Source organism: Stenotrophomonas cyclobalanopsidis (assembly GCF_008710035.1).
Taxonomy (GTDB): Bacteria; Pseudomonadota; Gammaproteobacteria; order Xanthomonadales; family Xanthomonadaceae; genus Stenotrophomonas; species Stenotrophomonas cyclobalanopsidis.
This window is the reverse complement of the sequence record NZ_VYKI01000022.1, coordinates 32260-55504: the sequence shown is the minus strand read 5'-3', so window position 1 is coordinate 55504 and position 23245 is coordinate 32260. Positions and strand designations below refer to the sequence as shown.

The following is a 23245-nucleotide window of genomic DNA, read 5'->3' as shown; positions in this document are numbered from 1 at the left end:
GGGTTGGTGACGCCAATTTCCGCAAGAAGTTGTACATGCCGGCGCTGACCGGGAAGACCTACAACCCGACTCTGAAGGCCTTTGCAGAACGTCTCAGCGAGAAAGGAAAGCCATTCAAGGTCATCATGTGTGCGCTGATGCGCAAGCTCATACACCTGGTCTGGGGAGTACTGAAAAGCGGCCGACCGTTTGAGCCTGAAGTCGTCCTTGCCTAGGCAAGGACAACACGGTATCTACAGGGGGGCCGCGAAGGGATCTGACCCCGGCGCGAAGAGCAGCCGAGCGTGGGCTCGGCTCTACAGAGGGGGCCGCGAAAGGCCGCCGGGCATGGCCCGGCGCTACCGGTGGGAAGGGAGTCAGCGCCCTTTGCGCAGCAAAGGGATCTGACCCAGACCGGTGAGCGGGCTTACCAGCTGTAGCTGACGCCCATCTGTGCGCTGGTCTGGTGGTAGCCCGAGGCGCGCTGCAGCGTCAGGCCGCCCCACACCCCTGCCCCGCCCGCAAACTTCACCGACGCACCGCCACTGAACTCGCCACGGCTGCGCGGGATGCGCGCATCCACCCGCTCGTCATCCATCAGCACGCTGGAGGCAGCGCGCTGGTGCAGCCAGTGCACGGCAAGGTACGGCTGCACCTGGGCCGCCCCATTGCTCCAGCGGGTCACGCCGGACAGGCGCACACCGGCGCGGCCAGACACGCCCGACGCATCGCCGGCGGTGACCACCGTGCCGTTATCCTCGGTGTGACGCAGGCGCTCCCAGCGGTTGTAGCCGACCTGCAGCTGCGGCTCCAAGAACAGGCCGCCCTGCTCAGCACCGCCTACGCGCAACGCGTAGCCCGCTTCCAATGCGCCCTGCCACGCCTTGCTGTCATAGCGTTCGGGGGTAAGCGCCACACCTTCCACCCGGTTGCGGAACTGCGCGCGCTGCAGCGACCCATCCACGTACAGGCCGGCATAAGGATCAGCACTCGCCGCGCGCCAGGTGCCATACAGGCCCAGTGCTTCACCTTTCACCCGGCCACGGGCGTAATAGCCGGTCAGCACATTGGTGGACGTACTGCTGGCGGTGCCGCTGGACAGCATCACGCCGAATGCGCTGCCACCTTCGCTGCGCAGCAGATCCGCGCCCACGCTGAGCGCCTGGTGGTGGCCGCGCACATCCAGCTGGCGGCTGACCGCGTCGAATCCATTGCGGCCACCATCCACGCGCGCCCAGCCACGGCCGCCGTTCTGGCCCGCCTGGCGCTGGTGATAGCCCAACGCAAACATGTCCTGCGCCGCGCTCAGGTTGGCCAGATAAGTGCCGCCCTCTGGGCGCAGCACCGGGTCCGGGATCGGATCCACGGGCGGAACCACAGGCGGGTCGATCGGCGGGTCGATCGGCGGGTCGATCGGCGGGTCGATGGGCGGGTCGATGGGCGGATCAACCACTGCACCGCACTCGGGCAGCGTGGGGTCCACATCGCACGGGTCCGGCGGCAACAGCTGCGAGCGCAGGTACCAGTTGCCTGCGCCACCGGCCACCCCGCCTTTGTGCAGGAAGTACTCGTACTGACCGCCAACGGCACGCCCGGCCAGGTCGAAGCGGCCATCCGACAGGCCGTCCACGCGGATCACTTCAATGCCATTGACGGTCTGCGCACCGGCACCCCCGATGTTCTTCACCGAAACCCGTGCATCACCGGAGGTATCGCCACGCACGTGCAGGCGGTCGATGGGCGAGCCATCGCCCCCCAATGCCCCCTGGAACAGGAACGTGGCGCCTTCACTGTGCAGGTTGCCATCCACGGTAAGCGTGTTGAAGCGCCCACTGCCATCGGACAGCGCGACGCCACTGTCGCGCACCTGCAGTTCGCCCACTGTGGCATCGCCGGTCAGCGTCCACTGGCTGGCGCCCTCCAGTGCCAGCGACTGCAGCAGCTGCGACCTGCCCTGCCACAGCGATCCATCGGCCAGGCGCATATGCACCTCCGACTGCGGCACCAGGCCGGCATCCTCATCCTCGGGCGTAATGACGATATCGCCGTGCAGCTGCGAGCCGCCCTGCAGCGCGACATCGAAGCGCCCAGCAACTGCGGCATCCAGTGCCAGGCCGATGCCGTTGCCGCCAGAGACCACCGCACCGTTGCCCAGGGTCAGGCCAGCATCGCGGCTGCTGCGCACCCAGATGCCGCCGTGCTGTGCACTCACCAGCGAGCCGCCGTCGATGCGCATGAGGCCCCTGTCGTTGATCACCGCCGCCCAGGCGCCCTCGCCTTCGGTGCGCACGTGGGTGTTGCTCAGGGACATTTCGCCGGTGCCGCCGGACACTACGCCGTGCGACTTGCTGCCGGTGGTCAAAACGCTGCTGTCGCGCAGGTGGATGCTGCCCCCTTTGCGCGCGATGGCACCGGCGGCGCCCACACCGGAGGTGCGCACCTGGCCGCCGCGCGCGTCGATGACCGGTCTGTCGCCAAAGGAGGTGAAGTCGGCATACAGGCCGTGGCTGTTTGCGCCGGACGTGGTCACCTGCACGCTGTCCATCTCCACCGCACCGCTGCGCACGTCGATGCCGACCGCGCGATCACCCTCGCTGATGACGGTACTGCGGGCCATTGCCAGCGTTGAATCGGCGACCATGTTGACGGTTGCGATACCGTCGCCGGTACTGTGGAAGCGGGAGTCCGCCACAGTCACCGCATTGCGGCGGCCATTGACGTCCAACGCAATCTCGCTGGCCTTGACGGTGCTTCCTGAGATATCGAACTGGTTGCCATCGGCCAGCCAGATACCCGACGCGCCTTCAATCGCAACGCCAGCCAGGGCCATGTTCGCGCCGGTGGCCGACACTGCACGACTGCCCAGGCCCATGGCCGAGATCGAGCCACCGGTCATGCTGATGTCACCGCCTCCGGCGAGGCCGACTGACGAAACGCCCTGCATGCGGATGTTCACGTCCTGCAGCGTGGCCCGGCTTCCGGTATGCGCCACGACGCCCATGCCGGTGCCCTTGTTGATCACGTCGGTCGCCGTCAGACGCAGCTCACCGCCCGTCGTCGCCAGGGCCGTCATGGCGCCAAAACCTGACGTGGTCATGGTCGAGCCTGTCAGCTCGATGCGGCTGCCGGCACCCTCGGCACGGGCGGCCGACGTGCTGTCGCCAGTGGCACTCACATTGACTGCCCCCAGTGGCACGATGCTGCCACCGTTGAGCGCGTGGAAAGCAGGGTTGCCCACGCCTGAAGCGCTGTAGTCGCCCGCTGCCGGGGTCTGATCATCCCCATCGGCAATGATCTGCTGTGCAAACACGCCTGTGGGAGCGGCTGTTGCGAGCACCGTGGCCAGCGCCACTGCAAGGGCCGAGTGCTGCATCTGACGGGTTCCCATGGTGGGGCCTCCGGTTGTAAAGACCGGCATAGTGGAGAGGGGGCTACCCGGCCACCATGGAAATCGTTGCAAATCGACCTCCGCAACGGCGTTGGCCCGCATCGACCGCGCGGCGGCGGGCCTGACCGTGCCGTTGGAAATGCTGCACGCCAGTGAGCGCCTGCGCGTGGATGGAGAGGAGGTGCAGAACGTGGGCGATGACGTACGCGAGGGCCTGCTGCTGGCGCGAAGAGCAGCCGAGCGTGGGCTCGGCTCTACAGGGGGGCCGCGAAATGTTGTCGGGCGTGGCCCGGCGCTACCGCCGCGCTGTGGGAATGGGGTCGGTTCCCTTTGCGCAGCAAAGGGCTCTGACCCCACCCAACGCATCGGCTTACCAGCTGTAGCTGACGCCCATCTGTGCGCTGGTCTGGTGATAGCCCGAGGCACGCTGCAGCGCCAACCCGCCCCACAGCCCTACCCCGCCGGCAAACTTCACCGACGCACCGCCACTGAGGTCACCTCCACACTGTCCAGATCCACCGTGCCGGCCCGCACATCGATGCCGACCGCACTGGACCCTTCGCTGATGATGGCGCTGCGTGCGGATGTCCACATCCTGCAGGTTGGCCGGGCTGCCCACCTGCGCCACAACGCCCATGCCCGTGCCGTTGTTGATCACCTCGGTTGCGGTCAGGCGCAGTTCGCCGCCGGTGGTCGCCAAGGCCGTCATGACGCCAAAACCGGAGGTAGTCAGGGTCGAACCGTTCAGCTCGATGAGGCTGCCGGCAGTCTCCGCACGCGCGGCCGATGCACTATCGCCGGATGCACTTACGTTGACCGCCCCAATGGCACGATGCTGCCACCGTTCAGTGCGTGGAAAGCATGGTTCCCAAAACTTGAGACGCTGTAGTTGCCGGCCGCCGGGGTTTGTTGATCGCCGTCAGCGATGACCTGCTGCGCGTGGACTGGACTGGAGATACCAATAGTGAGTGCGCTGGCCAGGACCAGCGTAAGCGGGGAGTAGCGGGTGTGCCGGGATTGCATGAGGGAACCTCCTGAATCGGGGCTGTGCAAGGTCGAGTGTCGCTTGGGAGCTACGCCATCGAAGGGATTGCACCGCGGAATGGAGCAGCGCAGCAGGGCCAGCGTTGTTCAGCCTCCGTGGAACAGCCGTGATGCGACATCGAGGCACGCCGGCGTGGGATTACCAATAGTCCACGCTGAGTACGGCTTCGCCCTTGATCAGGCCGGGTACAAGCGGCTCGTCGGTGCGGATGTAGCGTGCGGTGAACGGGAAATCATGGTTGCCTCCCGTGCCGGGGTTGAAGAACCAGGCCTTGCCGAACTGTACTTCCACGCCAGCGCTCAACAGCTGCATGCGTACGCCGCGTGCTGTCGAGTCGGCCGTTGCGGACAGAATGCTGCCACTGTTGGACGCATCGCCTGCATCGCGCAGCACCATATCTGCCCGTGGCTGTGCGGCGCCGCACTCCATCCGCAATGCCAAGGGCTTTTCCCGTGCGCTGTCACCCGGCCGCCCCAGCTCTGCAGCCGTGACGTCCTGCAGGACTTCAGCCACATCCCGCATGCTGCAGGTTGTCGGCGGAAACGCAATCGTGATGTCCACCGGCACTTTCACGTCAAAGCCGGGGTGAGCACTGGCGGTGATATCCAGCGAAGCCAACGTCTGCGTGTCGCGCATTTTCTGGCCGCGACTGAACATGAACGCATTGATGATGAAACTGTCGCTGCTGTTGCGGACAGGGTAGATCAGTGTGTTCGACCCAAGCCTCAACGCCGTTCTGGGGCCGTCATAGGTTGTTGCGAAGCCGATCAGCGGTGAGTCGGGCCCGGATTCGTACAACGGCATCCCGCCGTCTACGGGCCAGACCGGTACCTCAGGCAGATCCATGACCCAACGCAGGCCGGGCCCCTGGATGTTGACGGTCATCTCCAGGTTGGCACCCACCGGACACCCGCTGTAACTGACATTGGTGCCAGCATCCACCAGCATATGGATCTCTTCACGGTAGCCCGGCTTCTGCCGATCCTCCACGATGGGCCACGTGATCGTGGCGGAGCAGGCGTGTGCCAGGCCAGGCAGCGCCAGCGACAGCGCCAGGACCTGCACGCGTGCGCAGGCCAGCGGCCCAACGAACAGTGACGAAGAATGGCGAGAGCGGGAATGCATTGTCAGAATCCTCGGAAAACCACTCACCAGTAATCCACATTGAGTACGGCTTCGCCCTTGATCACGCCGGGCACCAGCGGCTCGTCAGTGCGGATGTAGCGCGCGGTGAACTGGTGGTCATGCACGCCGCCTACGCCCGGATCGAAATCCCAGGTCTGGCCAAACTGCACTTCTGCGCCATTGCGCAGCAGCTGCACGCGCACGCCTTCGGCATCGGAATCGGCCGTAGGCGTCAACTGGCTCCCGATGTTGCCCGCATCGCCGGCATCACTGAGCGTCATCCGTGCGCGCGGCGGGTCCACGCCGCAGTCCATGCGGATGGCCACCAGCTTTTCCTTGGCAGTGCTGCCAGGCACGGATAGTTCTGCGGTCTGCACATCGGCCAGCGATTCGGCTTTGTCCTGCAGGGGGCAGGTGGTGGCGGGGAACTGCAGATCCAGCCGCACCATCGATTGATGGTCAAGGGAGGGCTCCGATGGCGCGCGCAAGGTGATCGTGCCGGTCATGACCGGTGGCGTCCTCATGCGACCGCCGCGGGAAAAGACCACTACCCAGTACTGGATTGCAGCCTCAACGGCTCCCCCCCCGCTCATTTCGAACAGCCCGGGCATCTCCACGCCCACACGCAGCGGACCGTCCTCAGAATGAGCGACTTGATGATAGAACATCACCAGTGGCCCATCGGGTGCCGCTGCATACGCAGGATAGGCCTGTCCTTTGTAGGTCACTTCGCCTTGATAGGTAAGGCCAGGCATCTCCAGGGTCATGAAGACCGGCACATCCCGCTTCCCAGGGCAATCCCTGAAGGACCGCGCGGCAAGCTTCTTGTCAAACTGCACTTCGCCTGCATCCGGGTATGTGGCATAGATTTTGTCCAGCAGCAGGTCACGGTTCATGCCGTACTCGACACAGGCAATGGCATTGCCGGCGCAGAACAGAAGGCCAAACAGTGAAGCAGCCAGAAGCCTGCGGGCGCGGGGCCGGGTGAAGGGCCTCTCAGATGAGGTTTTGATGCTCATATCCATCTCCTGGGTCAGGTTCGAACCTGAAAGGGCTTATTCGTAGTCAGCAGTGACCACGATCTCGGTGGACACATCACCTGCGCTCGGCGTTTCGCCAGTGGGCAGGAAGTACGCCGCACGCAGGTCGTAGCGCGCCGTGGCACCGGTAACCGGCACGTCGATGCCGGTGTCGCCGTCCTTCAGGTAGTTGCTGCCGGTGGTGCCGGACAGCAGCGAGATCGACACGCCCCCGGCGGCATCGCTGGCCGCCGTGTTCTTCCAGCGGGTGGCATCACCATCGGCGGCGGTGCCGGCAAACGACAGCACCGCCTTGCTGACGCCCACGCAGCCACTGAACTGCAGCGCGCCGGTCTTGATCTGGCTGTCCGCACCCGGGGTCAGATCACTGGCCTTCACCGCATCCAGGGCGATGGGGGCGGCGGTGAGCGTGCAGGTGCCCGGCAGCACCTTGCCGCTGATGGTGAGCGTGGCCGTATCGGCCAGGGCCAGCGGTGCGGCAGCCAGCAGGGCGGTGTAGAGGGTGATGCGGTTGAACAGGTTCATGGTTGGAACTCCTTGCAGGTAAGAAAGAAAGGGATCAGAACGAGGTCCGCTCGGCAGCCTCCAGCGCAGCCTGCAGCCCCGGGCTGGGAGCGGGCAGCGGCGTGCATACCGCTTGGCTCCACGACAGGCCGTAGGCATCGGCTGCGTCAGGGGTGCTGTAGTCCAGGCGGCAGCGGTGCGGGCCGTCCGGATCGACAATCAACTGGCCCTGTTCGGGCGCGCCGCGCAGCTGGATGACACCGCCCTGCCCCACCGCACCGTAGCTGCGGCCACTCTCGTCCTCGACGCGCGCGGCAAACGGCAGCGGCTGGCCCAGCGCATCGGTGGTATCGATGAACAAGGTGCGCTCGCGCGTCGCAGTGAAAGCGACGCGCACGATGCTGCCGGCCGTGGGCGCCACCCGCTGCGAGGTCTGCAGCAGCTCCACGTCCATCGACAGGCCGGAAGGATCCAGCTCGATCTGGTTCCAGCGGTACGGGCTGACGTGCGGCAGCAGGGCATAGCCGTTGCGAGCGATGCGCACCTCATTGCCATAGCCGATGCGGGCACCTTGCGCGCCCTCGGCCTGCACCAGCGCAAAGCCGTCCCCCAGCGGCGCACCGACGTTGATGCCGCCACGATGCAGCACCACGCTGCCGGCGGCACTGGCGTTGACGGCACTGTAATCGCCGGCGCGGCTGAGGCCGGCGGTGACCGTGCCATGGCCACTGCGGTAGGACGCGTAAGCGCTGCTGCTGCCCGGCCCCTCGCTGGCCTGGCTGGCAGACAGGCTGTAGTTCAGTTGCTGGTCTGCGCCCAGGCTGCCGTTCAGGCCCAGCTGCGCCTGCCCGCCGCGCGCCGAATGGGCCAGCTGCGAACTCAGGCGCGGCGCGCGCGGTGCCGTGCCCAGCGGGATGCTGAGGGTGGCCGCGTAACGGGTGTCCTGTCGGCCCTCACCCACGCGCAGGCGCATGGCCGACAGGCCCACATTGGCCCGGCCGATCTGGGTCTGGAAGCGCAGCTGCAGATCGTTCTGCTGCTGCGTGCTGTCCCAGTAGCGCACGTGCCCGCCGCTGAGCGACAGCGTGCTGCGCTCGCCCAGGCGCTGGGAGAAGTTGACCTGGAAGCGCTGCCGCGCGCGGCCGGCAAACCCCCAATCATCGTTGTAGACCTGGGCGAAATCGTTCAGGCCCAGGTAGCCACGGGTGCTGTAACGCAATGCGGCCAGGCCGAAGTTGGTGCCCGTGGCGGCAATGTAGCGCTGGTAGTTCAGCCGGACGCTGTTGCCAGCCATCTGCTCGCCATGGGCCAAACGCGCACGCGCATGGGTGATGTCGGCACCAAACGCGCCGAGCGGCGTATTGATGGCACCACCCAGCAGCACGGACTGGAAGCCCTCGGCGATCTGCACCCCACCCAGCGCGGTGAAGTGGTTGCTGATGCCGCGTGCGTAGGTGCCTTCGGCAAAGCGCAGTGCTTCGCGCTCGCCGCGCGTATCACGCAGTTGGCCGGCGGTGGCGCTGAAGCGGCTGGCACCCGGCCGCAGTGCCTGCGGCACGGCCGAGAAGCTGACGTTGAACTGCTGCTGGCGGCCGTCAGCCTCGGTGACGGTCACCTGCAGATCGCCACCGAAACTGGTGGGGTACAGGTCTTCGATCGAGAACGGACCGGGCGCAACGCTCACCTCGTGGATGACGTGCCCGTTCTGCCGGATGGTGACCACCGCGTTGGTCTCGGCAATGCCCTGTACCACCGGCGCAAAGCCGCGCAGCGAGTCGGGCAGCATGCGCTCATCGCTGGCCACGCGTGCCCCGGTGAAGGACAACGACTCGAATAGCTCGCCACCGGTGCTGCCCTGGCCCAGCAGCAGTTGCGCGTTCCATCCCGGCAGATCGCGCTGCAGGGTGCTGCTGATCACGTCGTGGCGGGACCCATGGCTTCCCTGGCTGAAGGACGAGCGATGGCGCAGCCGCCATGCGCCCAGGTTCACCCCGGTGTTGAGGCCGAGATAGGTGTTCTGCTGGCCGTGGCTGCGGCTGTGGTTGGCGCTGTAATCGAAGAACGCTGCCGTGACGCCATGGTCGCGCTGTGCCGGCGCCACGTAGCCGCGGGCATCGCGCGCCTGCGCCGCCTGCGCCGCCTGCGGCACGTTGACCAGCAGCTGCAGGTTGCCGGCATCGAACTCCACCGTGGCACCGTCGATCAGCGTGGCCAGTGCAACGCAGCTCTCGTCGTCGTCCGGGTCCAGTTCGGCCAGGTAAGCCGCCTTCAGCGGCAATTGGCGTACCAGGCCGGCGGGCAGGCATGGCGTCGCCCCCAGCGGCGCAGGTGCGGGCACGAAGGTGATGTCGCGCCGTGCATGGAACTGGCCGTTGACCAGCACGTCCAGCGGATACACACCCGGCTCCATCGGGTTGCCCTGTGCATAGCGCTGCATGTCGATGGCCTTGCCGCCGATCAGGAAACCGTCACTGAACTGCAGCGGCGCTTGTTCACTGGCACGGGCATGGCTGGCCATCGCCATCACCACGGCGATGGCAATGGCCAGGCCCTGAAGGTGGGGGTCCCGGCACGGCGGACGAACAGAAGGAAGGGGGCGCTTGCACATGGCGAACCTCACTCGATGGGGCCAAAGCCGACATCGCTCGTTGTCGAAGTGGGCCGAAGCGTAGAGAGCGCCCGTGCGTCTTCCCATGCAATTTGTTGCAAAGCGACAGCGCCGCACGGAAACACAGGGCCCTGCGCACACGCCCTGTTTCCACGGCATTCAGGCTGGTTTTCACGCAGACGCGGCTGTCAATCGAAGCAGTTGCAGATGCCCGGCCTCACTGCTGCGACGGTCTGCCGCAGCCGGGAAGCGGGATTTCTAACTGCGAGCTTTATCGCAAGCACTTATTGCGCAGGTACGCAAGCACTTTGCAACTAATTGCATGTCCGGGCGGCAGACGACCGGGAACACTGCGCCCATCCGCTGGCGCATTCCCTGCGGGCCTCTGACTCCCAACCAAGGACATCTGTATGTCGAACCGATTGAACCTGATGGCTGCCGGCGCACTCGCACTGGCCCTGTCCCCCGCTGCATCCGCCGAAAAGCTGGAGATCACCGGCGAACTGATGGCCAGCACCTGCGCGGTGGATGCCACCGGCGGCACCATCACCGTGCCGATGGGCAAGGTGGATGTGGCGTGGGTGAATGGCGCTGAGCGTGCCGGCATGAAGAACTTCAGCATCGTGCTGGATTGCACCGGTGCCGGCGCCGCGCAGGACGTGGGCGTGCGCTTTGGCGGTACGCCCGATGGCAGCACCGGCAACTTGGCACTGACGGCGGCTTCCACCGCAAGCAACGTGGGCGTGGCGCTGTACGACGCTGCCGGCAACCACCAGAAACTGGGCGACGATCCGCTGCAGTGGGTGAACATCCCGGCCGCCGGCAAGGGCCAGCTGGACTACACCGCCTGGTACTCCTCGCCCGGCAAGGATGCGAAGGCCGGCACTGCCAACGCATCCGGCGATTTCGTGGTGCTTTACAAGTAAGCCCCCGCGCGCCGCCGGCAAGGGCGGCGCGCCCCCTACCCGAGGATGAAGCAATGAAAATGCGTGCAATGACGTGGACAACCGCGCTGCTGGCTGGCGCATTGGCGCTGCCGGCATCGGCAGCGGTGACGCTGCAGGGCACGCGTATCGTGCACGACGCCGCGCAGGGGCGCGACGTGACTGTCAAAGCGACCAATGGCGGCGAACAGGCGGCCATGGTGCAGGTCTGGATTGATGACGGCGACAGCCACGCACGGCCTGAAAACGTGCGCACTCCCTTCCGGCTTACGCCCGCCGAGCCGCGCCTGCTGCAGGCCCACCAGGGTCAGGCGTTCCGTATCACCTATGCGCCGCGCCCATCGGAGGCGCCGCTGCCGACCGATCGCGAATCGGTGTTCTATTTCAACCTGCTGGATATTCCGCCCAAGCCCGGCGATGCGGCAGGCAAGAACCTGCTGCAGTTTGCCGTGCGCACGCGGGTGAAGCTGTTCCATCGGCCTGCGGGATTGCCCGGCAACGCCCGCGACGCGGCAGGACAACTGCAATGGCGCGCGGATGGCAACGCGCTGCAGGTGAACAATCCCAGCGCCTACCACGTGACCGTGAGCAGCCTGAACCTGCCCGACGGGCGCACGGTGGAGGCAGACATGATCGCCCCCGGCGCCCAGGTGCGTCTGCCGCTGCCGGCCGGTGTCGCGCAACCGGCGTCGGTGACGTTCCAGTGGCTGGACGACTACGGCACCCCGCGCGACGCGCAGGCCACGGTGGCCAGCGGCCCGTAGAGCGGCAGCCGAGCATGGGCTCGGCGCTACCGATGCTTCGGCCACCGCGGCTTCTGTAGCGTCGAGCCTACGCTCGACTCACGCGCGCAGCGCAAACGGCCGCCGGGCATGGGCTCGGCGCTACCGATGCTTCGGCACCGCAGCTTCTGTAGAGTCGAGCCTACGCTCGACTCACGCGCGCAGCGCGAATGGCCGCCGGGCATGGGCTCGGCGCTACCGATGCTTCGGCACCGCAGCTTCTGTAGAGTCGAGCCCACGCTCGACTCACGCGCGCAGCGCGAAAGGCCGCCGGGCATGGCCCGGCGCTACCGATGCTTCGGCACCGCAGCTTCTGTAGAGTCGAGCCTACGCTCGACTCACGCGCGCAGCGCGAACGGCCGCCGGGCATGGCCCGGCGCTACCGATGCTTCGGCCACCGCGGCTTCTGTAGCGTCGAGCCTACGCTCGACTCACGCGCGCAGCGCGAACGGCCGCCGGGCATGGGCTCGGCGCTACCGATGCTTCGGCACCGCAGCTTCTGTAGAGTCGAGCCTACGCTCGACTCACGCGCGCAGCGCAAACGGCCGCCGGGCATGGGCTCGGCGCTGCCGATGCTTCGGCACCGCGGCTTCTGTAGAGTCGAGCCCACGCTCGACTCACGCGCGCAGCGCGAACGGCCGCCGGGCATGGCCCGGCGCTACCGACGCTTCGGCCACCGCGGCTTCTGTAGAGTCGAGCCCACGCTCGACTCACGCGCGCAGCGCGAACGGCCGCCGGGCATGGCCCGGCGCTACCGATGCTTCGGCACCGCAGCTTCTGTAGAGTCGAGCCTACGCTCGACTCACGCGCGCAGCGCGAAAGGCCGCCGGGCATGGCCCGGCGCTACCGATGCTTCGGCCACCGCGGCTTCTGTAGAGTCGAGCCTACGCTCAACTCACGCGCGCAGCGCGAACGGCAGCCGAGCATGGGCTCGGCGCTACCGATGCTTCGGCACCGCGGCTTCTGTAGAGTCGAGCCCACGCTCGACTCACGCGCGCAGCGCGAACGGCCGCCGGGCATGGCCCGGCGCTACCGGGTTACGCCGAGGCGTAGCGCACGGCGGTGCCGATCCAGCGGTTGACCACGCGGTCGGCCAGCGCCGGTTGCTGGGCCAGCAGGCGTTCGGCCAGGTCGTGCACGCCGGGCAGCAGGCCGGCGTCGCGGGCGAGGTCGGCTATGCGGAAACCGGCCAGGCCGGTCTGCCGGGTACCCAGCAGTTCGCCGGGGCCGCGCAGTTCCAGATCCTTCTCGGCGATGACAAAGCCATCATTGGTTTCGCGCATGGTCTGCAGGCGCTCGCGCGCCATCTGCGAAAGCGGTGCCTGGTACAGCAGCACGCAGCGTGACACCGCCGAACCACGCCCCACCCGGCCGCGCAGCTGGTGCAGCTGGGCCAGGCCGAGACGCTCTGCGTTCTCGATCACCATCAGCGAGGCATTGGGTACGTCCACGCCCACTTCGATCACGGTGGTCGCCACCAGCAGGTCGATCTCGCCGGCCTTGAACGCCACCATCGTGGCCAGCTTTTCCGCCGCCTTCAGGCGGCCGTGCACCAGGCCCACTCGCACGCCGGGCAGCAGCGCCTGCAGCGATTCGTAGGTGGCCTGCGCTGGGGTGGCATCCAGCTCTTCGCTTTCCTCGATGAGCGTGCAGACCCAGTACACCTGGCGCCCTTCCTGGCAGGCCAGCGCGATGCGTTCGATCAGTTCGGGGCGACGGTCGTTGTTCAGCGCCACGGTCTGCACCGGGGTGCGGCCGGGCGGAAGTTCATCGATGGCCGAGACATCCAGGTCCGCGTATTCGGACATCGCCAGCGTGCGCGGAATGGGCGTGGCGGTCATCACCAGCTGGTGCGGCACGCTGTGCGCGCCTGCCCCCTTGTCACGCAGGGCCAGCCGCTGGTGCACGCCGAAGCGGTGCTGCTCATCGACGATGGCCAGGGCCAGGTCCTGGAACACCACCGCGTCCTGCATCAGCGCATGGGTACCGACTACGACCTGCGCTTCGCCGTTGGCGACCTGCTCGATCACTTTGGCGCGTGCCTTGCCGGTGACCTTGCCGGCCAGCCAGCAGACGCGCACGCCCAGTGGTTCCAGCCAGCCACGCAGGTTGTTGAGGTGCTGTTCGGCCAGCAGTTCGGTGGGCGCGGCCAACGCCACCTGCTTGCCCTGCTCCACCGCCAGCATGGCGGCCAGCGCGGCCACCACCGTCTTGCCTGAGCCGACATCGCCCTGCACCAGCCGCAGCATCGGGCTGGGGCATGCGAGGTCTTCGCGGATCTGCTTGAACACGCGGGCCTGCGCGCCGGTCAGCGCGAACGGCAGCTGCTTCAGCAGGGCCTTGGCCAGCTTGCCCGGGCCGGCCAGCGGCGGCGCGTGATGCGCCTGCAACGCGATGCGCTGGCGGCGCAGGCTGAGGTGGTGGGCCAGCAGTTCTTCCATCGCCAGACGCCGCTGCGCCGGGTGGGTTCCGGCAGCCAGCGCGGCCAGATCAGCATCCGGTGGCGGCTGGTGCACGGTCAGCAGCGCACTGCGCAGCGACGGCAGGCCCAGGCCATCGAGCCAGCCTGCGGGCAGCAGTTCCAGCGTGCTTTCCTCGGGCAGGCGGTCCAGCGCCTGGCCGATCAGCTTGCGCATGGTCATCGGGCCAACGCCTTCCACGGTGGGATACACCGGGTCGAGGCGGTCGCCGAGTTCGGGGTCATCGTTGCGGCCCAGCACCTGGTAGCTGGGGTGGACGATTTCCAGGCCGAGGTGGCCCGGCTTGGGCGTGCCGAAGCAGCGCAGCCGGTTGCCCACCGCGAACTGGCCGACCTGCTGCTGGCGGAAGTGGAAGAAGCGCAGCACCAGGGTGCCCCGCCCTTCGTCTTCCACTGCCACCTTCAGCATGGGCCGGTAGCGCATGCCGCGTTCGACCGCGGTGACCCGCACTTCCACCTGCGCGGGCACGCCCGGACGCAGGTCTTCGATGCGGGTCAGCCGGGTGCGGTCTTCATAGCGCAGCGGCAGGTGCAGCCACAGATCCTGCAGGGTGGCCAGGCCACGCGCCTGCAGTTTGGCGGCCACGGCCGGCCCCACGCCGGCCAGCATCGCCAAGGATGCTTCGCCGGACGGTGACAGTGCCGGGGTGACCGCCGCCTTGCGTGCCACGGGTGGGTCAGTCGATGACCATCACCGCGTCGACCTCGAAGTTGGCGCCCTTCGGCAGGCCGGACACTTCGATGGTGGAACGGGCCGGGAACGGGGCCTGGAAGTAGTCCTGCATGACGGCGTTGACCTTGGCGAATTCGGCCAGGTCGGTCAGGTACAGGCCCAGGCGCACGACCTTGTCCAGCGAACCACCGGCAGCTTCGGCCACGGCCTTGAGGTTGTCGAAGGCGCGACGGGCCTGTGCTTCCACGTCACCCACGCCGACGATGTCGCCGGTGGCCGGGTCCAGCGGAATCTGGCCGGAGAAGTACACGGTATTGCCGGCGCGCACGGCCTGCGAGTACGGGCCGATGGCGGCAGGCGCGTTTTCGGTGTTGATAATCTGGCGGGACATGGGTCGCTCCGGTGCGTTTGGGGAAAACAGAGCGGTGATTGTAGCGGGTGGGCGCGATATCGGCTGGGTTCACGTTCGCGGAACATCATCCACGCATGGCCTGGATCTACTGGACTCGCCTGATGCACCGTCTGTAGAGCCGAGCCCATGCTCGGCTGCTTCAGGCAAGAGCAGCCGAGCATGGGCTCGGCTCTACAAAAACCATCCACGCATGGCGTGGCTCTATTGGCGGCGCACCGCCTGCACCACCGACAGGCGGCGCAGGCGGCGCATGACTTCGGCGAGGTGGTTGCGGTCGCGCACCTGGATGTTGAACGCCAGCACGGCGGCGTTGAAATCGCGGTCCAGGTAATCCACGCGCTCGATGTTGGAGTGACTCTGCGCGATGGCCGCGGCCAGCTGCGCCAGCACGCCGGTGCCGTTCTCCACTTCCACCACCAGCGACGTGTTGTAATCGCCCGACACAGTGGTGTCCCAGCCGATCGGCACCCAGCGTTCGGGCGACTTGCGCAGCTCGGCCAGGTTCGGGCAATCCACCCGGTGCACCACGATGCCCTTGCCGGCGGTGTGGTAGCCCATGATCTCGTCGCCGGGAATCGGCTGGCAGCAGCCGGCGAAGGTGACCACGCCGCGCTCGCTGCCGTTGATGAGGATCTTTTCCTGCGAGTACTGACGGGAATTCGGACCGCCGCGCAGTTCGGCGTAGGCCATCAGTGCCTGTGCGGCCTGCGTCGGCATCCAGTTGCCCAGCGCCACTTCGGCCAGCAGGGCCTCCAGGCGCGGAAAACGGTGTTCGGCCAGGAACGCATCCAGGCGGCCCTTGGGCAGGCGCTCCAGCGAGGAGTCCATCGCTTCCAGCGCGCGGTCCAGCATGCGGTGGCCCAGCTGCACGGCGTCCTCATGCTCCAGCTGTTTGAGCTGGTGGCGGATGGCGGTGCGCGCCTTGCTGGTGACCACGAATTCCAGCCATTGCGGCTTGGGCGTGGCCGAACGCGCGGTGATGATTTCCACCGACTGACCCGAAACCAGCTTGGTGCGCAGCGGCACCAGCTTCTTGTCCACGCGCGAGGCCACGGCCATGTTGCCGACGTCGGTATGCACCGCGTAGGCGAAATCGAGCGCGGTCGAGTTGCGCGGCAGGGCCAGGATCTTGCCCTTCGGGGTGAACAGGTAGACCTCGTCCGGGAACAGGTCGACCTTCACGTTGTCGAGGAACTCCAGCGAGGAACCGGCGGCGCGCTGCGAATCGATCAGCTCGACGATCCAGGCGTGGGCACGGCTCTGCGCGCTGTTGGGCGAATCGCCACCGAACTTGTAGGTCCAGTGTGCGGCCACGCCGCGTTCGGCGATCAGGTCCATCTCCTCGGTGCGGATCTGCACTTCGATGGGCGAACCGTAGGGCCCGAACAACACGGTGTGCAGCGACTGGTAACCGTTGGCCTTGGGAATGGCGATGAAATCGCGGAAGCGGCCATCCAGCGGCTTGAAGGTGGCGTGCACCGAACCCAGCGCGTGGTAGCAGCTGGGCACGCTGCGCACGACCAGGCGGAAGCCGAACACGTCCATCACCTGGTCGAAGGATTTGTTCTCGTCGCGCATCTTGTTGTAGATGCTCCACGGGGTCTTGATGCGGCTGACCAGGCGGTGTTCGATGCCCTCCTTCGCCAGCCGCTGCGACAGCTGTACTTCCACCTGCGCCATCGCCTCGCGGCGTACCACCGGCTGGCTGCGGATGTGTTTTTCGATGATGGCGTGGCGCCACGGATACAGCGCCTTGAAACCCAGGTTCTGCAGCTCGCTCTTGACCAGGCTCATGCCCAGGCGCTGGGCGATGGGCGCGTAGATCTCCAGCGTTTCGCGGGCGATGCGGCCGCGCGCTTCGCGGCTCTGCGCGCCTAGCGTGCGCATGTTGTGCAGGCGGTCGGCCAGCTTGATCATGATCACGCGCAGGTCGCGCGACATCGCCAGCAGCATCTTGCGGAAGCTCTCGGCGGCCGCTTCCTGGCGGTCGCGGAACTTCAGCTTGTCCAGCTTGGTCACGCCGTCGACCAGCTCGGCCACGGCTTCGCCGAACTCGGACGCCAGCTCCTCGCGGGTCAGCGGCGTGTCTTCGATGGTGTCGTGCAGGATCGCGGCGATCAGCGCTTCCACGTCCAGGCCGAGCTCGGCCAGCACCTGGGCCACGGCCACTGGATGGGTGATGTAGGGCTCGCCCGACTTGCGCGTCTGCCCAGCATGCGCCGACGCACCGACTTCCCAGGCACGGCGCAGCAGCGGCAGCTGTTCCGGCGGCAGGTAATGGGCGGCGCGTTCAAGCTGGAGGACGTAATCAGGTACGGCCGCGGCGGTGGGCGCGGCTACCTTGGCAGTGGGGCCTGGGTTCATGCCAGAAGCCTATGCCAGCGCGCCGATTACGGCAAATCCTGAATGCGAAACAGCCCGCACGGGGCGGGCTGTTCAGCGGTCAAGCAACGGCATTGATCGATGCGATCAATCGTCGTTCTTGGACATGTCTTCGTCGGCGACCACTTCAGCGGCAGCCCACTCCAGTGCTTCACGCTCGGCACGCTCGCGCTCGGCCTTCTCGACTTCGTCGATCAGCGCGTTGTCGATCTTGCGGGCGGCGATTTCGCGCAGTGCCAGCACGGTCGGCTTGTCTTCGGTGTCGTTGTCCAGGGTGGCCTGCACGCCGTTGGCGAGCTGGCGGGCGCGCTTGGAGGCCATCATGACCAGCTCGAAACGGTTGTTAACGACTTCCAGGCAATCTTCTACGGTGATGCGGGCCATACGGGCTCCCGGCGACCGGTCGGCCGCTCAGTCGAATGAGGGAAAGGGGACGGAGTGTACTGGCAAGGGCTGGACAAAATCAAGCCAGCCCCCACCCGATTCTTTTGGAATCAGTCAGTTGCGCCCGCATCGGGGGTCAGCAGGGCCTGGATCAGGCCGGCGTGGCGGACCTTCTGGGCCTCCCGGCGCAGGCGGCTGGCGGTGAAGATGGCGCACAGCTCGTCGACGGCGGTGTCGAACACCTCGTTGACGATGACGTAGTCGAACTCGTTGAAGTGCAGCATTTCATCGCGGGCGGCGCCCAGGCGCTGGGCGATGACCGCCTCGCTGTCCTGGCCGCGCTTGCGCATGCGGTCCTGCAGGGCCTGCTTGGACGGCGGCAGGATGAACACCGTCACCGTGCCCGGCACCAGCTGGCGCACCTGCTGGGCGCCCTGCCAGTCGATTTCCAGCAGCACGTCCTGGCCGGCGGCCAGTTGCGGTTCCACCGACTGGCGGGCGGTGCCCTTCCAGTCGCCATGCACCCAGGCATGTTCGAAGAAATCGCCGTCGGCGATCATTTCCTCGAACCTCTCGGCGCTGACGAAGTGGTAGTGCTCGCCGTTCACCTCACCCGGGCGCATGGCGCGCGAGGTGAAGGAAATGGACAGTGCAATCTGCGGGTCGCGCGCCAGGGTGGCGTTGACGATGCTGCTCTTGCCAGCGCCGGAAGGGGCGGCAACGATGTACAGCGTGCCGCGCGCAACGGCGGCCGACGGGGTGGACGGGGCGCTCATGCGCGGAGCCCAAGTTGTTGATTTCGCAAAATTTATCCTCGATGTTCCCGAACCGGCGCGGAGGATCGCGCCAGCACGGCGGGAGCTGCGCGGAACATCCTGGAACCAGGCCCGGCAGACGGCTCCGCGGGGTGCGGGCACGCAACTTTAACAGAGCGGACTGGAGGGGGCAGTTCCTGCCAAGCCGACGCCGCTAGCGGCCCGCCGGTTTACCGGGCTGATATCGCACAATCGCTGCACCCTGGCCCGGCACGGCTGTGGCATACACCTGCGATACGGCATCCACAATTGCCGCCCAGACACCCGGTTGCGCCAATACCGGCATTTCCTTGGCCAACACGTTGCTCAGTTCGCCGTGGTTCTGCTCGATCGAGCGCAGTACGCGATCTGCCTGCGGATCGGGCATCTCGACAACATCCTTCAGGACAGCACGTGCACGGGCGTGGTTGCGAAGATAGCGCGACTGCTCCGGCATCTGCTCGGTCAGGGTCCGGGCAATGATGTTGGACAGGAAAACGACGTGCGGCCCCAGATCAGGATGGCGCCAGACCGGCCGTACCTGTGCAGCGCCTTCAAACACAAGGTTCGAGGCGACTCCGTCGGGGTAGGTCGTCCGCGCAGCAGCAAAGGTCACGTCCTGGCGTACGGTCTCCATCAGTGGCTTGGAGACCTGGTCAAGCACCTGATCGTAGCTTCGCCGCTCACCCGCATCGTCGGTGATGACGGCGGAGATCGGGAGGATCACCGGCTCCGGGATGAGGCCATCCCTGCGCAGGATGTCGTTCACCAGGAATCGATGCACCCTGCCGTTGCCGTCGGCCAGAGGATGGATATAGACAAACCCGAACGCCGCCACGGCGCTGCGCATGACCGACGATTGGCCGGTCGTCTTTTCGAGAAAGACGCGGAGCCCGTCCAGCATGGGAACAACGTCCTCCGGCGGCGGCGCGACGTAGTGGACGATTTTCTGGTACCTGATGGTTTCGCCTACATAAACGGGCGACTGGCGGATGCCGAACTGCTCAAGGGTCGTAAGGGAGCCCAGAATTTCCTGTTGCAGCTCGGCCAGAGCGGCCCCACTCAACGGCGCGTCGCCCGCACCCGTACGGCGCGCCATCACGTCTGCAAAACGCTGCACCCGCCCTACTTGATCGCCTTCACCTTCGATTGCGAAGCTGGCCCGGCTCTCTCGCAGCGTCATCCATACAGCGGCACGGAGCAGCAATGCGTCGCCAAATTCCTCCGCCAGTTCAGCAAACAGCCCGCGCACGTCCAGATCTGCAGCCCGTTCCATGGCTTCGGTCTTGACCACGATGGGGCAGAACCACGGCGTCCCAGGCAGATTGTCATTGATCCGCCAGCGTGGGTTTCTGACCATGCGGTCGTGGGATGAGGCGACCAGTTTGGCCTCATCAATGGCGTTGACATAGTTGCCCGCCAACCGCTCAGGCACGACCAGCTCCACACCCGTCAGCCACTCGAACAGGAAAGCGGCCCTGCGCGCATACTGGCCCGTCGGCTCGCGCGCTACCCAGGCCTGCACCGGCTCTGGACCGGTCTTGGAGAACAATCGCGCCAGAAATTCCACATGCGGTACTTCATGACGCAGATGGAACTGCAGATGTCCGGCCAGATCGGCCGCTGGGCGCATGCTTTCCGGATAGGTCTCCAGCCGGAAGCCATTGATGTCACGGGTGGCGCGTCGGCTACCCACCTGACTCACCACGGGCAGGCGGCCACACGGCATGACACCGTGGGCCCTGGCCAGCCAGGCGGCACCGATGGGATCTGCAGGCACATCGTTCATACGGATGCTCCGAGAGGCGGGAACCTGCTCAAAACGGGGTCTGGCGACCCTGTTTCGTCCAATGCCGCTTAGGATTGCACAAATATAATTAGATTGCCGGCTACCTGCTCAAATTTGATTTTGCGGACCCGGGTTTGGCAATGCGCTGCGGCGCAGAGCCTGCCGCTGCACATCATTCGATGTTCTGCACCTGCTCGCGGATCTGGTCGATCAGCACCTTCAGCTCCACCGCGGCATTGGACGTGCGGCTGTCCACCGACTTCGACCCCAGCGTGTTGGCTTCGCGGTTGAACTCCTGCAGCAGGAAGTCCAGGCGGCGGCCGACCGGCTCGCGCTGCTTGAGCACGCGGCGGATTTCGACGATGTGGCTGCCCAGACGGTCCAGCTCCTCGTCCACGTCCAGCTTCTGCAGCCACATCACCAGCTCCTGCTCGGCACGGCCGGGGTCGACCGGGTGCGGCAGGTCGGCCAGGCGGGCGGCCAGCTTGGCGCGCTGACCGTCGCGAATGGCCGGAATCAGCGTGCGGACTTCATTCGCGATGCGCTCGATGCCGTCCACGCGCTCGGCAATGGCGGCGGCCAGCTTGTCGCCTTCACGTTCACGGGCAGCGACGAAGCCGTCCAGCGCCTGGTCCAGCAGCGACAGCGCCTCGGCCTGCAGGGCGGCCGCGTCGGTGGCCTCGCCCTGGGTCACGCCCGGCAGCTGCAGCAGTTCGGTGAAACTGACCTGCAGGTTGGGGAAATCGGAGGTCAGGCGGTGCGCGAGCTGGCCCAGCTGGCCCAGCAGCGCTTCGTTCACCTGCAGGCTGGCCGCACCTTCCGGCGCACGCAGGCGCATGACCAGGTCCAGCTTGCCGCGGCTCAGGCGCGCGGCGATGCGCTCGCGCAGCTGCGGTTCAAGCGCACGCAGTTCCTCGGGCAGGCGGGTGCCCACTTCCAGGAACCGGTGGTTGACCGAGCGCAGCTCGCAGCCCAGCGTGCCCCACGGGGTGACGCGCTCGCCGCCGGCATAGGCGGTCATGCTTCGAATCATGGAATGTGTCCGGTGCGTGCAAAGGGGGAATGGTACCCTAGCGCCCTCACCTGAGCCCCCCTGCCCGCCCCGTCAAGGTCGCGAGCATGGCGGCGTACTCCCATGCCCTTACGGAACCCGCACCATGTCCGATTCCCGCCCCAGTGGCCGCCAGCCCGACCAGCTCCGCCCGGTCGTCATCCAACGCGGCTTCACCCGCCATGCCGAGGGTTCGGTGCTGGTGTGCTTCGGTGAAACCCGCGTGCTGTGCACCGCCAGCGTGGAAAACCGCGTGCCGGGCTTCCTGCGTGGCAAAGGCGAAGGCTGGGTGACCGCCGAGTACGGCATGCTGCCGCGCGCCACCCACACCCGCAGCGACCGTGAAGCGGCGCGTGGCAAGCAGGGCGGCCGCACCCTGGAAATCCAGCGCCTGATCGGCCGCAGCCTGCGCGCCTGCGTGGACCGCAACGCGCTGGGCGAACGCACCATCACCCTGGACTGCGACGTGCTGCAGGCCGACGGTGGCACCCGCACCGCCGCCATCACCGGCGCCTACGTGGCCCTGGTTGATGCGGTGAACGTGCTGATGAAGCGTGGCGACATCAAGCGCAACCCGATCCTCGGCGCAGTCGCTGCCGTGTCGGTGGGCGTGTACCGCGGCACCCCGGTGCTGGACCTGGACTACGCCGAAGACAGCGACTGCGACACCGACATGAACGTGGTGATGAACGACGGTGGCGGCTTCATCGAGCTGCAGGGCACCGCCGAAGGCCACGCCTTCCGCCGCGATGAACTGGACGCGCTGCTGGGCCTGGCCGAAAAGGGCGTGGGCGAGCTGCTGGCCGCACAGCAGGCGGCGCTGTCGGCATGAACCGCCGCATCGCCCTGACCACCCTGGTGGTGGCCGACTACGACGAAGCCATTGCCTGGTACACCAGCAAGCTCGGCTTCGCCCTGTTGGACGACATCGACCAGGGCAGCAAGCGCTGGGTTGTGGTCGGGCCGACTGATGGCAGCGCTGCCGCCCTGCTGCTGGCCCGCGCCAGCACCGAGGAACAGCGCAGCCGCATCGGCAACCAGACCGGTGGCCGCGTCGGCTTCTTCCTCAACACCGATGACTTCCACCGCGACCACGCGGCGATGGTCGCCGCCGGCGTCGAGTTCCTGGAAGCGCCGCGCGAAGAAGCCTATGCCACCGTTGCGGTGTTCCGCGATCTGTACGGCAACACCTGGGACCTGTTGGAGCCCCGCTGATGAAGACGCTCGTGCTTGCCAGCCACAACGCCGGCAAACTGGTGGAAATGCAGGAGATCCTCGCCGACCTGCCGCTGCAGATCACCTCGGCCGCCGAACTGGGCCTGGGTGACGTGGAGGAAACCGGCCTGACCTTCGTCGAGAACGCGCTGCTGAAGGCACGCGCGGCCTGTGAAGCGACCGGCCTGCCGGCACTGGCCGATGATTCGGGCCTGATCGTCGATGCCCTCGGCGGCGCGCCCGGCCTGTACAGCGCGCGTTACGCCGGCCACCCGACCAATGCCGCGGACAACAACGCCAAGCTGCTGGAGGCGATGGCCGACATTGCCGATGGCCAGCGCACGGCCCGCTTCTATGCGGTCATCGTGCTGCTGCGGCATGCCACCGACCCGCAGCCGCTGATCTGCGAAGGCCGTTGGGAAGGTCAGATCATCCGCGAACTGCGCGGCACGAACGGTTTCGGCTACAACCCGGTGTTCCTCGATACCACCCACGGCCTGACCGCCGCGGAGATGGAGCCGGCGCTGAAGAACGCCATCAGCCACCGCGCCATCGCCCTGCAGCAGCTCAAGCAGCAGCTGGTCCGCTGGCTCTGACGCCCCTCTGATGACCCCAGGGAAGCCGGCCAGCGGCCGGCACTACCGATGAAAC

At 66.8% G+C, this 23245-nt stretch carries 18 protein-coding genes and 1 pseudogene; 6 read left to right on the top strand and 13 right to left on the bottom strand.

The window, feature by feature from the left end; genetic code table 11:
- Positions 1-215, top strand: a pseudogene (locus FJU31_RS15025) (IS110-like element ISStma4 family transposase); the annotation flags it as partial.
- A gap of 191 nt (positions 216-406) precedes the next feature.
- Here FJU31_RS15025 and FJU31_RS15020 read toward each other — a convergent pair.
- The 6 genes from FJU31_RS15020 to FJU31_RS14995 form a co-directional block, all read right to left on the bottom strand.
- On the bottom strand, positions 407-3367 hold the full coding sequence (locus tag FJU31_RS15020; protein ID WP_150455453.1) for an autotransporter family protein: 2961 nt from the start codon (positions 3365-3367) through the stop codon (positions 407-409).
- A gap of 370 nt (positions 3368-3737) precedes the next feature.
- Positions 3738-4076 carry a hypothetical protein gene (locus FJU31_RS19485; protein ID WP_246161366.1) on the bottom strand — a complete coding sequence of 113 codons (339 nt, stop codon included), beginning with the start codon at positions 4074-4076 and terminating at the stop codon, positions 3738-3740.
- Between the two features lie 474 nt (positions 4077-4550).
- The gene (locus FJU31_RS19480) at positions 4551-5537 is read right to left on the bottom strand and encodes a fimbrial protein (RefSeq protein WP_246161364.1); all 987 of its coding nucleotides are present in this window, start codon (positions 5535-5537) and stop codon (positions 4551-4553) included.
- A 23-nt stretch (positions 5538-5560) separates the two neighbouring features.
- Positions 5561-6556: a fimbrial protein gene (locus FJU31_RS19475; protein WP_246161362.1), complete on the bottom strand. Its 996-nt coding sequence runs from the start codon at positions 6554-6556 to the stop codon at positions 5561-5563.
- A gap of 36 nt (positions 6557-6592) precedes the next feature.
- Positions 6593-7102 carry a fimbrial protein gene (locus FJU31_RS15000; protein WP_150455452.1) on the bottom strand — a complete coding sequence of 170 codons (510 nt, stop codon included), beginning with the start codon at positions 7100-7102 and terminating at the stop codon, positions 6593-6595.
- A gap of 34 nt (positions 7103-7136) precedes the next feature.
- The gene (locus tag FJU31_RS14995) at positions 7137-9599 is read right to left on the bottom strand and encodes a fimbria/pilus outer membrane usher protein (protein ID WP_425473717.1); all 2463 of its coding nucleotides are present in this window, start codon (positions 9597-9599) and stop codon (positions 7137-7139) included.
- Between the two features lie 500 nt (positions 9600-10099).
- Between FJU31_RS14995 and FJU31_RS14990 the strand changes: the two genes are divergently transcribed.
- On the top strand, positions 10100-10615 hold the full coding sequence (locus FJU31_RS14990; protein WP_150455451.1) for a fimbrial protein: 516 nt from the start codon (positions 10100-10102) through the stop codon (positions 10613-10615).
- A gap of 53 nt (positions 10616-10668) precedes the next feature.
- Positions 10669-11397, top strand: a complete 729-nt coding sequence (locus tag FJU31_RS14985) for a fimbrial biogenesis chaperone (protein WP_188115510.1) — start codon at positions 10669-10671, stop codon at positions 11395-11397.
- A gap of 1055 nt (positions 11398-12452) precedes the next feature.
- Here the strand turns inward: FJU31_RS14985 and recG are convergent.
- The 7 genes from recG to FJU31_RS14950 form a co-directional block, all read right to left on the bottom strand.
- Positions 12453-14564, bottom strand: a complete 2112-nt coding sequence (gene recG / locus FJU31_RS14980) for an ATP-dependent DNA helicase RecG (RefSeq protein ID WP_150455450.1) — start codon at positions 14562-14564, stop codon at positions 12453-12455.
- 7 nt (positions 14565-14571) lie between these two features.
- Positions 14572-14958, bottom strand: a complete 387-nt coding sequence (locus tag FJU31_RS14975; RefSeq protein WP_145479312.1) for a RidA family protein — start codon at positions 14956-14958, stop codon at positions 14572-14574.
- Between the two features lie 222 nt (positions 14959-15180).
- A complete protein-coding gene (locus tag FJU31_RS14970; protein WP_150455449.1) occupies positions 15181-17343 on the bottom strand; it encodes a RelA/SpoT family protein in 2163 nt (720 codons plus the stop codon).
- 105 nt (positions 17344-17448) lie between these two features.
- A complete protein-coding gene (gene rpoZ, locus FJU31_RS14965; RefSeq protein WP_079223054.1) occupies positions 17449-17745 on the bottom strand; it encodes a DNA-directed RNA polymerase subunit omega in 297 nt (98 codons plus the stop codon).
- Positions 17746-17855: 110 nt separating this feature from the next.
- Positions 17856-18521: a guanylate kinase gene (gene gmk / locus FJU31_RS14960; protein ID WP_150455448.1), complete on the bottom strand. Its 666-nt coding sequence runs from the start codon at positions 18519-18521 to the stop codon at positions 17856-17858.
- A gap of 193 nt (positions 18522-18714) precedes the next feature.
- The gene (locus FJU31_RS14955) at positions 18715-20328 is read right to left on the bottom strand and encodes a Fic family protein (RefSeq protein WP_150455447.1); all 1614 of its coding nucleotides are present in this window, start codon (positions 20326-20328) and stop codon (positions 18715-18717) included.
- A gap of 172 nt (positions 20329-20500) precedes the next feature.
- Positions 20501-21361, bottom strand: a complete 861-nt coding sequence (locus FJU31_RS14950) for a YicC/YloC family endoribonuclease (protein WP_150455446.1) — start codon at positions 21359-21361, stop codon at positions 20501-20503.
- Positions 21362-21485: 124 nt separating this feature from the next.
- On the opposite strand from FJU31_RS14950, the gene rph reads away from it, so the two are divergent.
- The 3 genes from rph to rdgB are packed head-to-tail and all read left to right on the top strand — an operon-like array spanning position 21486 to position 23190.
- On the top strand, positions 21486-22211 hold the full coding sequence (rph, locus tag FJU31_RS14945) for a ribonuclease PH (RefSeq protein ID WP_005410889.1): 726 nt from the start codon (positions 21486-21488) through the stop codon (positions 22209-22211).
- Complete coding sequence (locus FJU31_RS14940) at positions 22208-22594, top strand: VOC family protein (protein WP_150455445.1); 387 nt, start codon at positions 22208-22210, stop codon at positions 22592-22594. The genes rph and FJU31_RS14940 overlap by 4 nt, the downstream gene beginning before the upstream one ends.
- The gene (gene rdgB, locus FJU31_RS14935) at positions 22594-23190 is read left to right on the top strand and encodes an RdgB/HAM1 family non-canonical purine NTP pyrophosphatase (RefSeq protein ID WP_150455444.1); all 597 of its coding nucleotides are present in this window, start codon (positions 22594-22596) and stop codon (positions 23188-23190) included. The genes FJU31_RS14940 and rdgB overlap by 1 nt, the downstream gene beginning before the upstream one ends.
- Positions 23191-23245: the final 55 nt, after the last annotated feature.

Excerpts from the sequence above, each read along its gene's own strand:
- FJU31_RS15000 (WP_150455452.1), bottom strand. The coding sequence starts at position 7,102 with ATGAACCTGTTCAACCGCATCACCCTCTACACCGCCCTGCTGGCTGCC.
- FJU31_RS14955 (WP_150455447.1), bottom strand. The coding sequence starts at position 20,328 with ATGAACGATGTGCCTGCAGATCCCATCGGTGCCGCCTGGCTGGCCAGG.
- gmk (WP_150455448.1), bottom strand. The coding sequence starts at position 18,521 with ATGAGCGCCCCGTCCACCCCGTCGGCCGCCGTTGCGCGCGGCACGCTG.
- FJU31_RS14985 (WP_188115510.1), top strand. The coding sequence starts at position 10,669 with ATGAAAATGCGTGCAATGACGTGGACAACCGCGCTGCTGGCTGGCGCA.
- FJU31_RS19475 (WP_246161362.1), bottom strand. The coding sequence starts at position 6,556 with ATGAGCATCAAAACCTCATCTGAGAGGCCCTTCACCCGGCCCCGCGCC.
- FJU31_RS14950 (WP_150455446.1), bottom strand. The coding sequence starts at position 21,361 with ATGATTCGAAGCATGACCGCCTATGCCGGCGGCGAGCGCGTCACCCCG.
- FJU31_RS14975 (WP_145479312.1), bottom strand. The coding sequence starts at position 14,958 with ATGTCCCGCCAGATTATCAACACCGAAAACGCGCCTGCCGCCATCGGC.
- FJU31_RS14990 (WP_150455451.1), top strand. The coding sequence starts at position 10,100 with ATGTCGAACCGATTGAACCTGATGGCTGCCGGCGCACTCGCACTGGCC.
- FJU31_RS14970 (WP_150455449.1), bottom strand. The coding sequence starts at position 17,343 with ATGAACCCAGGCCCCACTGCCAAGGTAGCCGCGCCCACCGCCGCGGCC.
- FJU31_RS19485 (WP_246161366.1), bottom strand. The coding sequence starts at position 4,076 with ATGACGGCCTTGGCGACCACCGGCGGCGAACTGCGCCTGACCGCAACC.
- FJU31_RS19480 (WP_246161364.1), bottom strand. The coding sequence starts at position 5,537 with ATGCATTCCCGCTCTCGCCATTCTTCGTCACTGTTCGTTGGGCCGCTG.
- rph (WP_005410889.1), top strand. The coding sequence starts at position 21,486 with ATGTCCGATTCCCGCCCCAGTGGCCGCCAGCCCGACCAGCTCCGCCCG.
- rpoZ (WP_079223054.1), bottom strand. The coding sequence starts at position 17,745 with ATGGCCCGCATCACCGTAGAAGATTGCCTGGAAGTCGTTAACAACCGT.
- FJU31_RS14940 (WP_150455445.1), top strand. The coding sequence starts at position 22,208 with ATGAACCGCCGCATCGCCCTGACCACCCTGGTGGTGGCCGACTACGAC.
- rdgB (WP_150455444.1), top strand. The coding sequence starts at position 22,594 with ATGAAGACGCTCGTGCTTGCCAGCCACAACGCCGGCAAACTGGTGGAA.
- FJU31_RS14995 (WP_425473717.1), bottom strand. The coding sequence starts at position 9,599 with ATGGCCAGCCATGCCCGTGCCAGTGAACAAGCGCCGCTGCAGTTCAGT.
- FJU31_RS15020 (WP_150455453.1), bottom strand. The coding sequence starts at position 3,367 with ATGGGAACCCGTCAGATGCAGCACTCGGCCCTTGCAGTGGCGCTGGCC.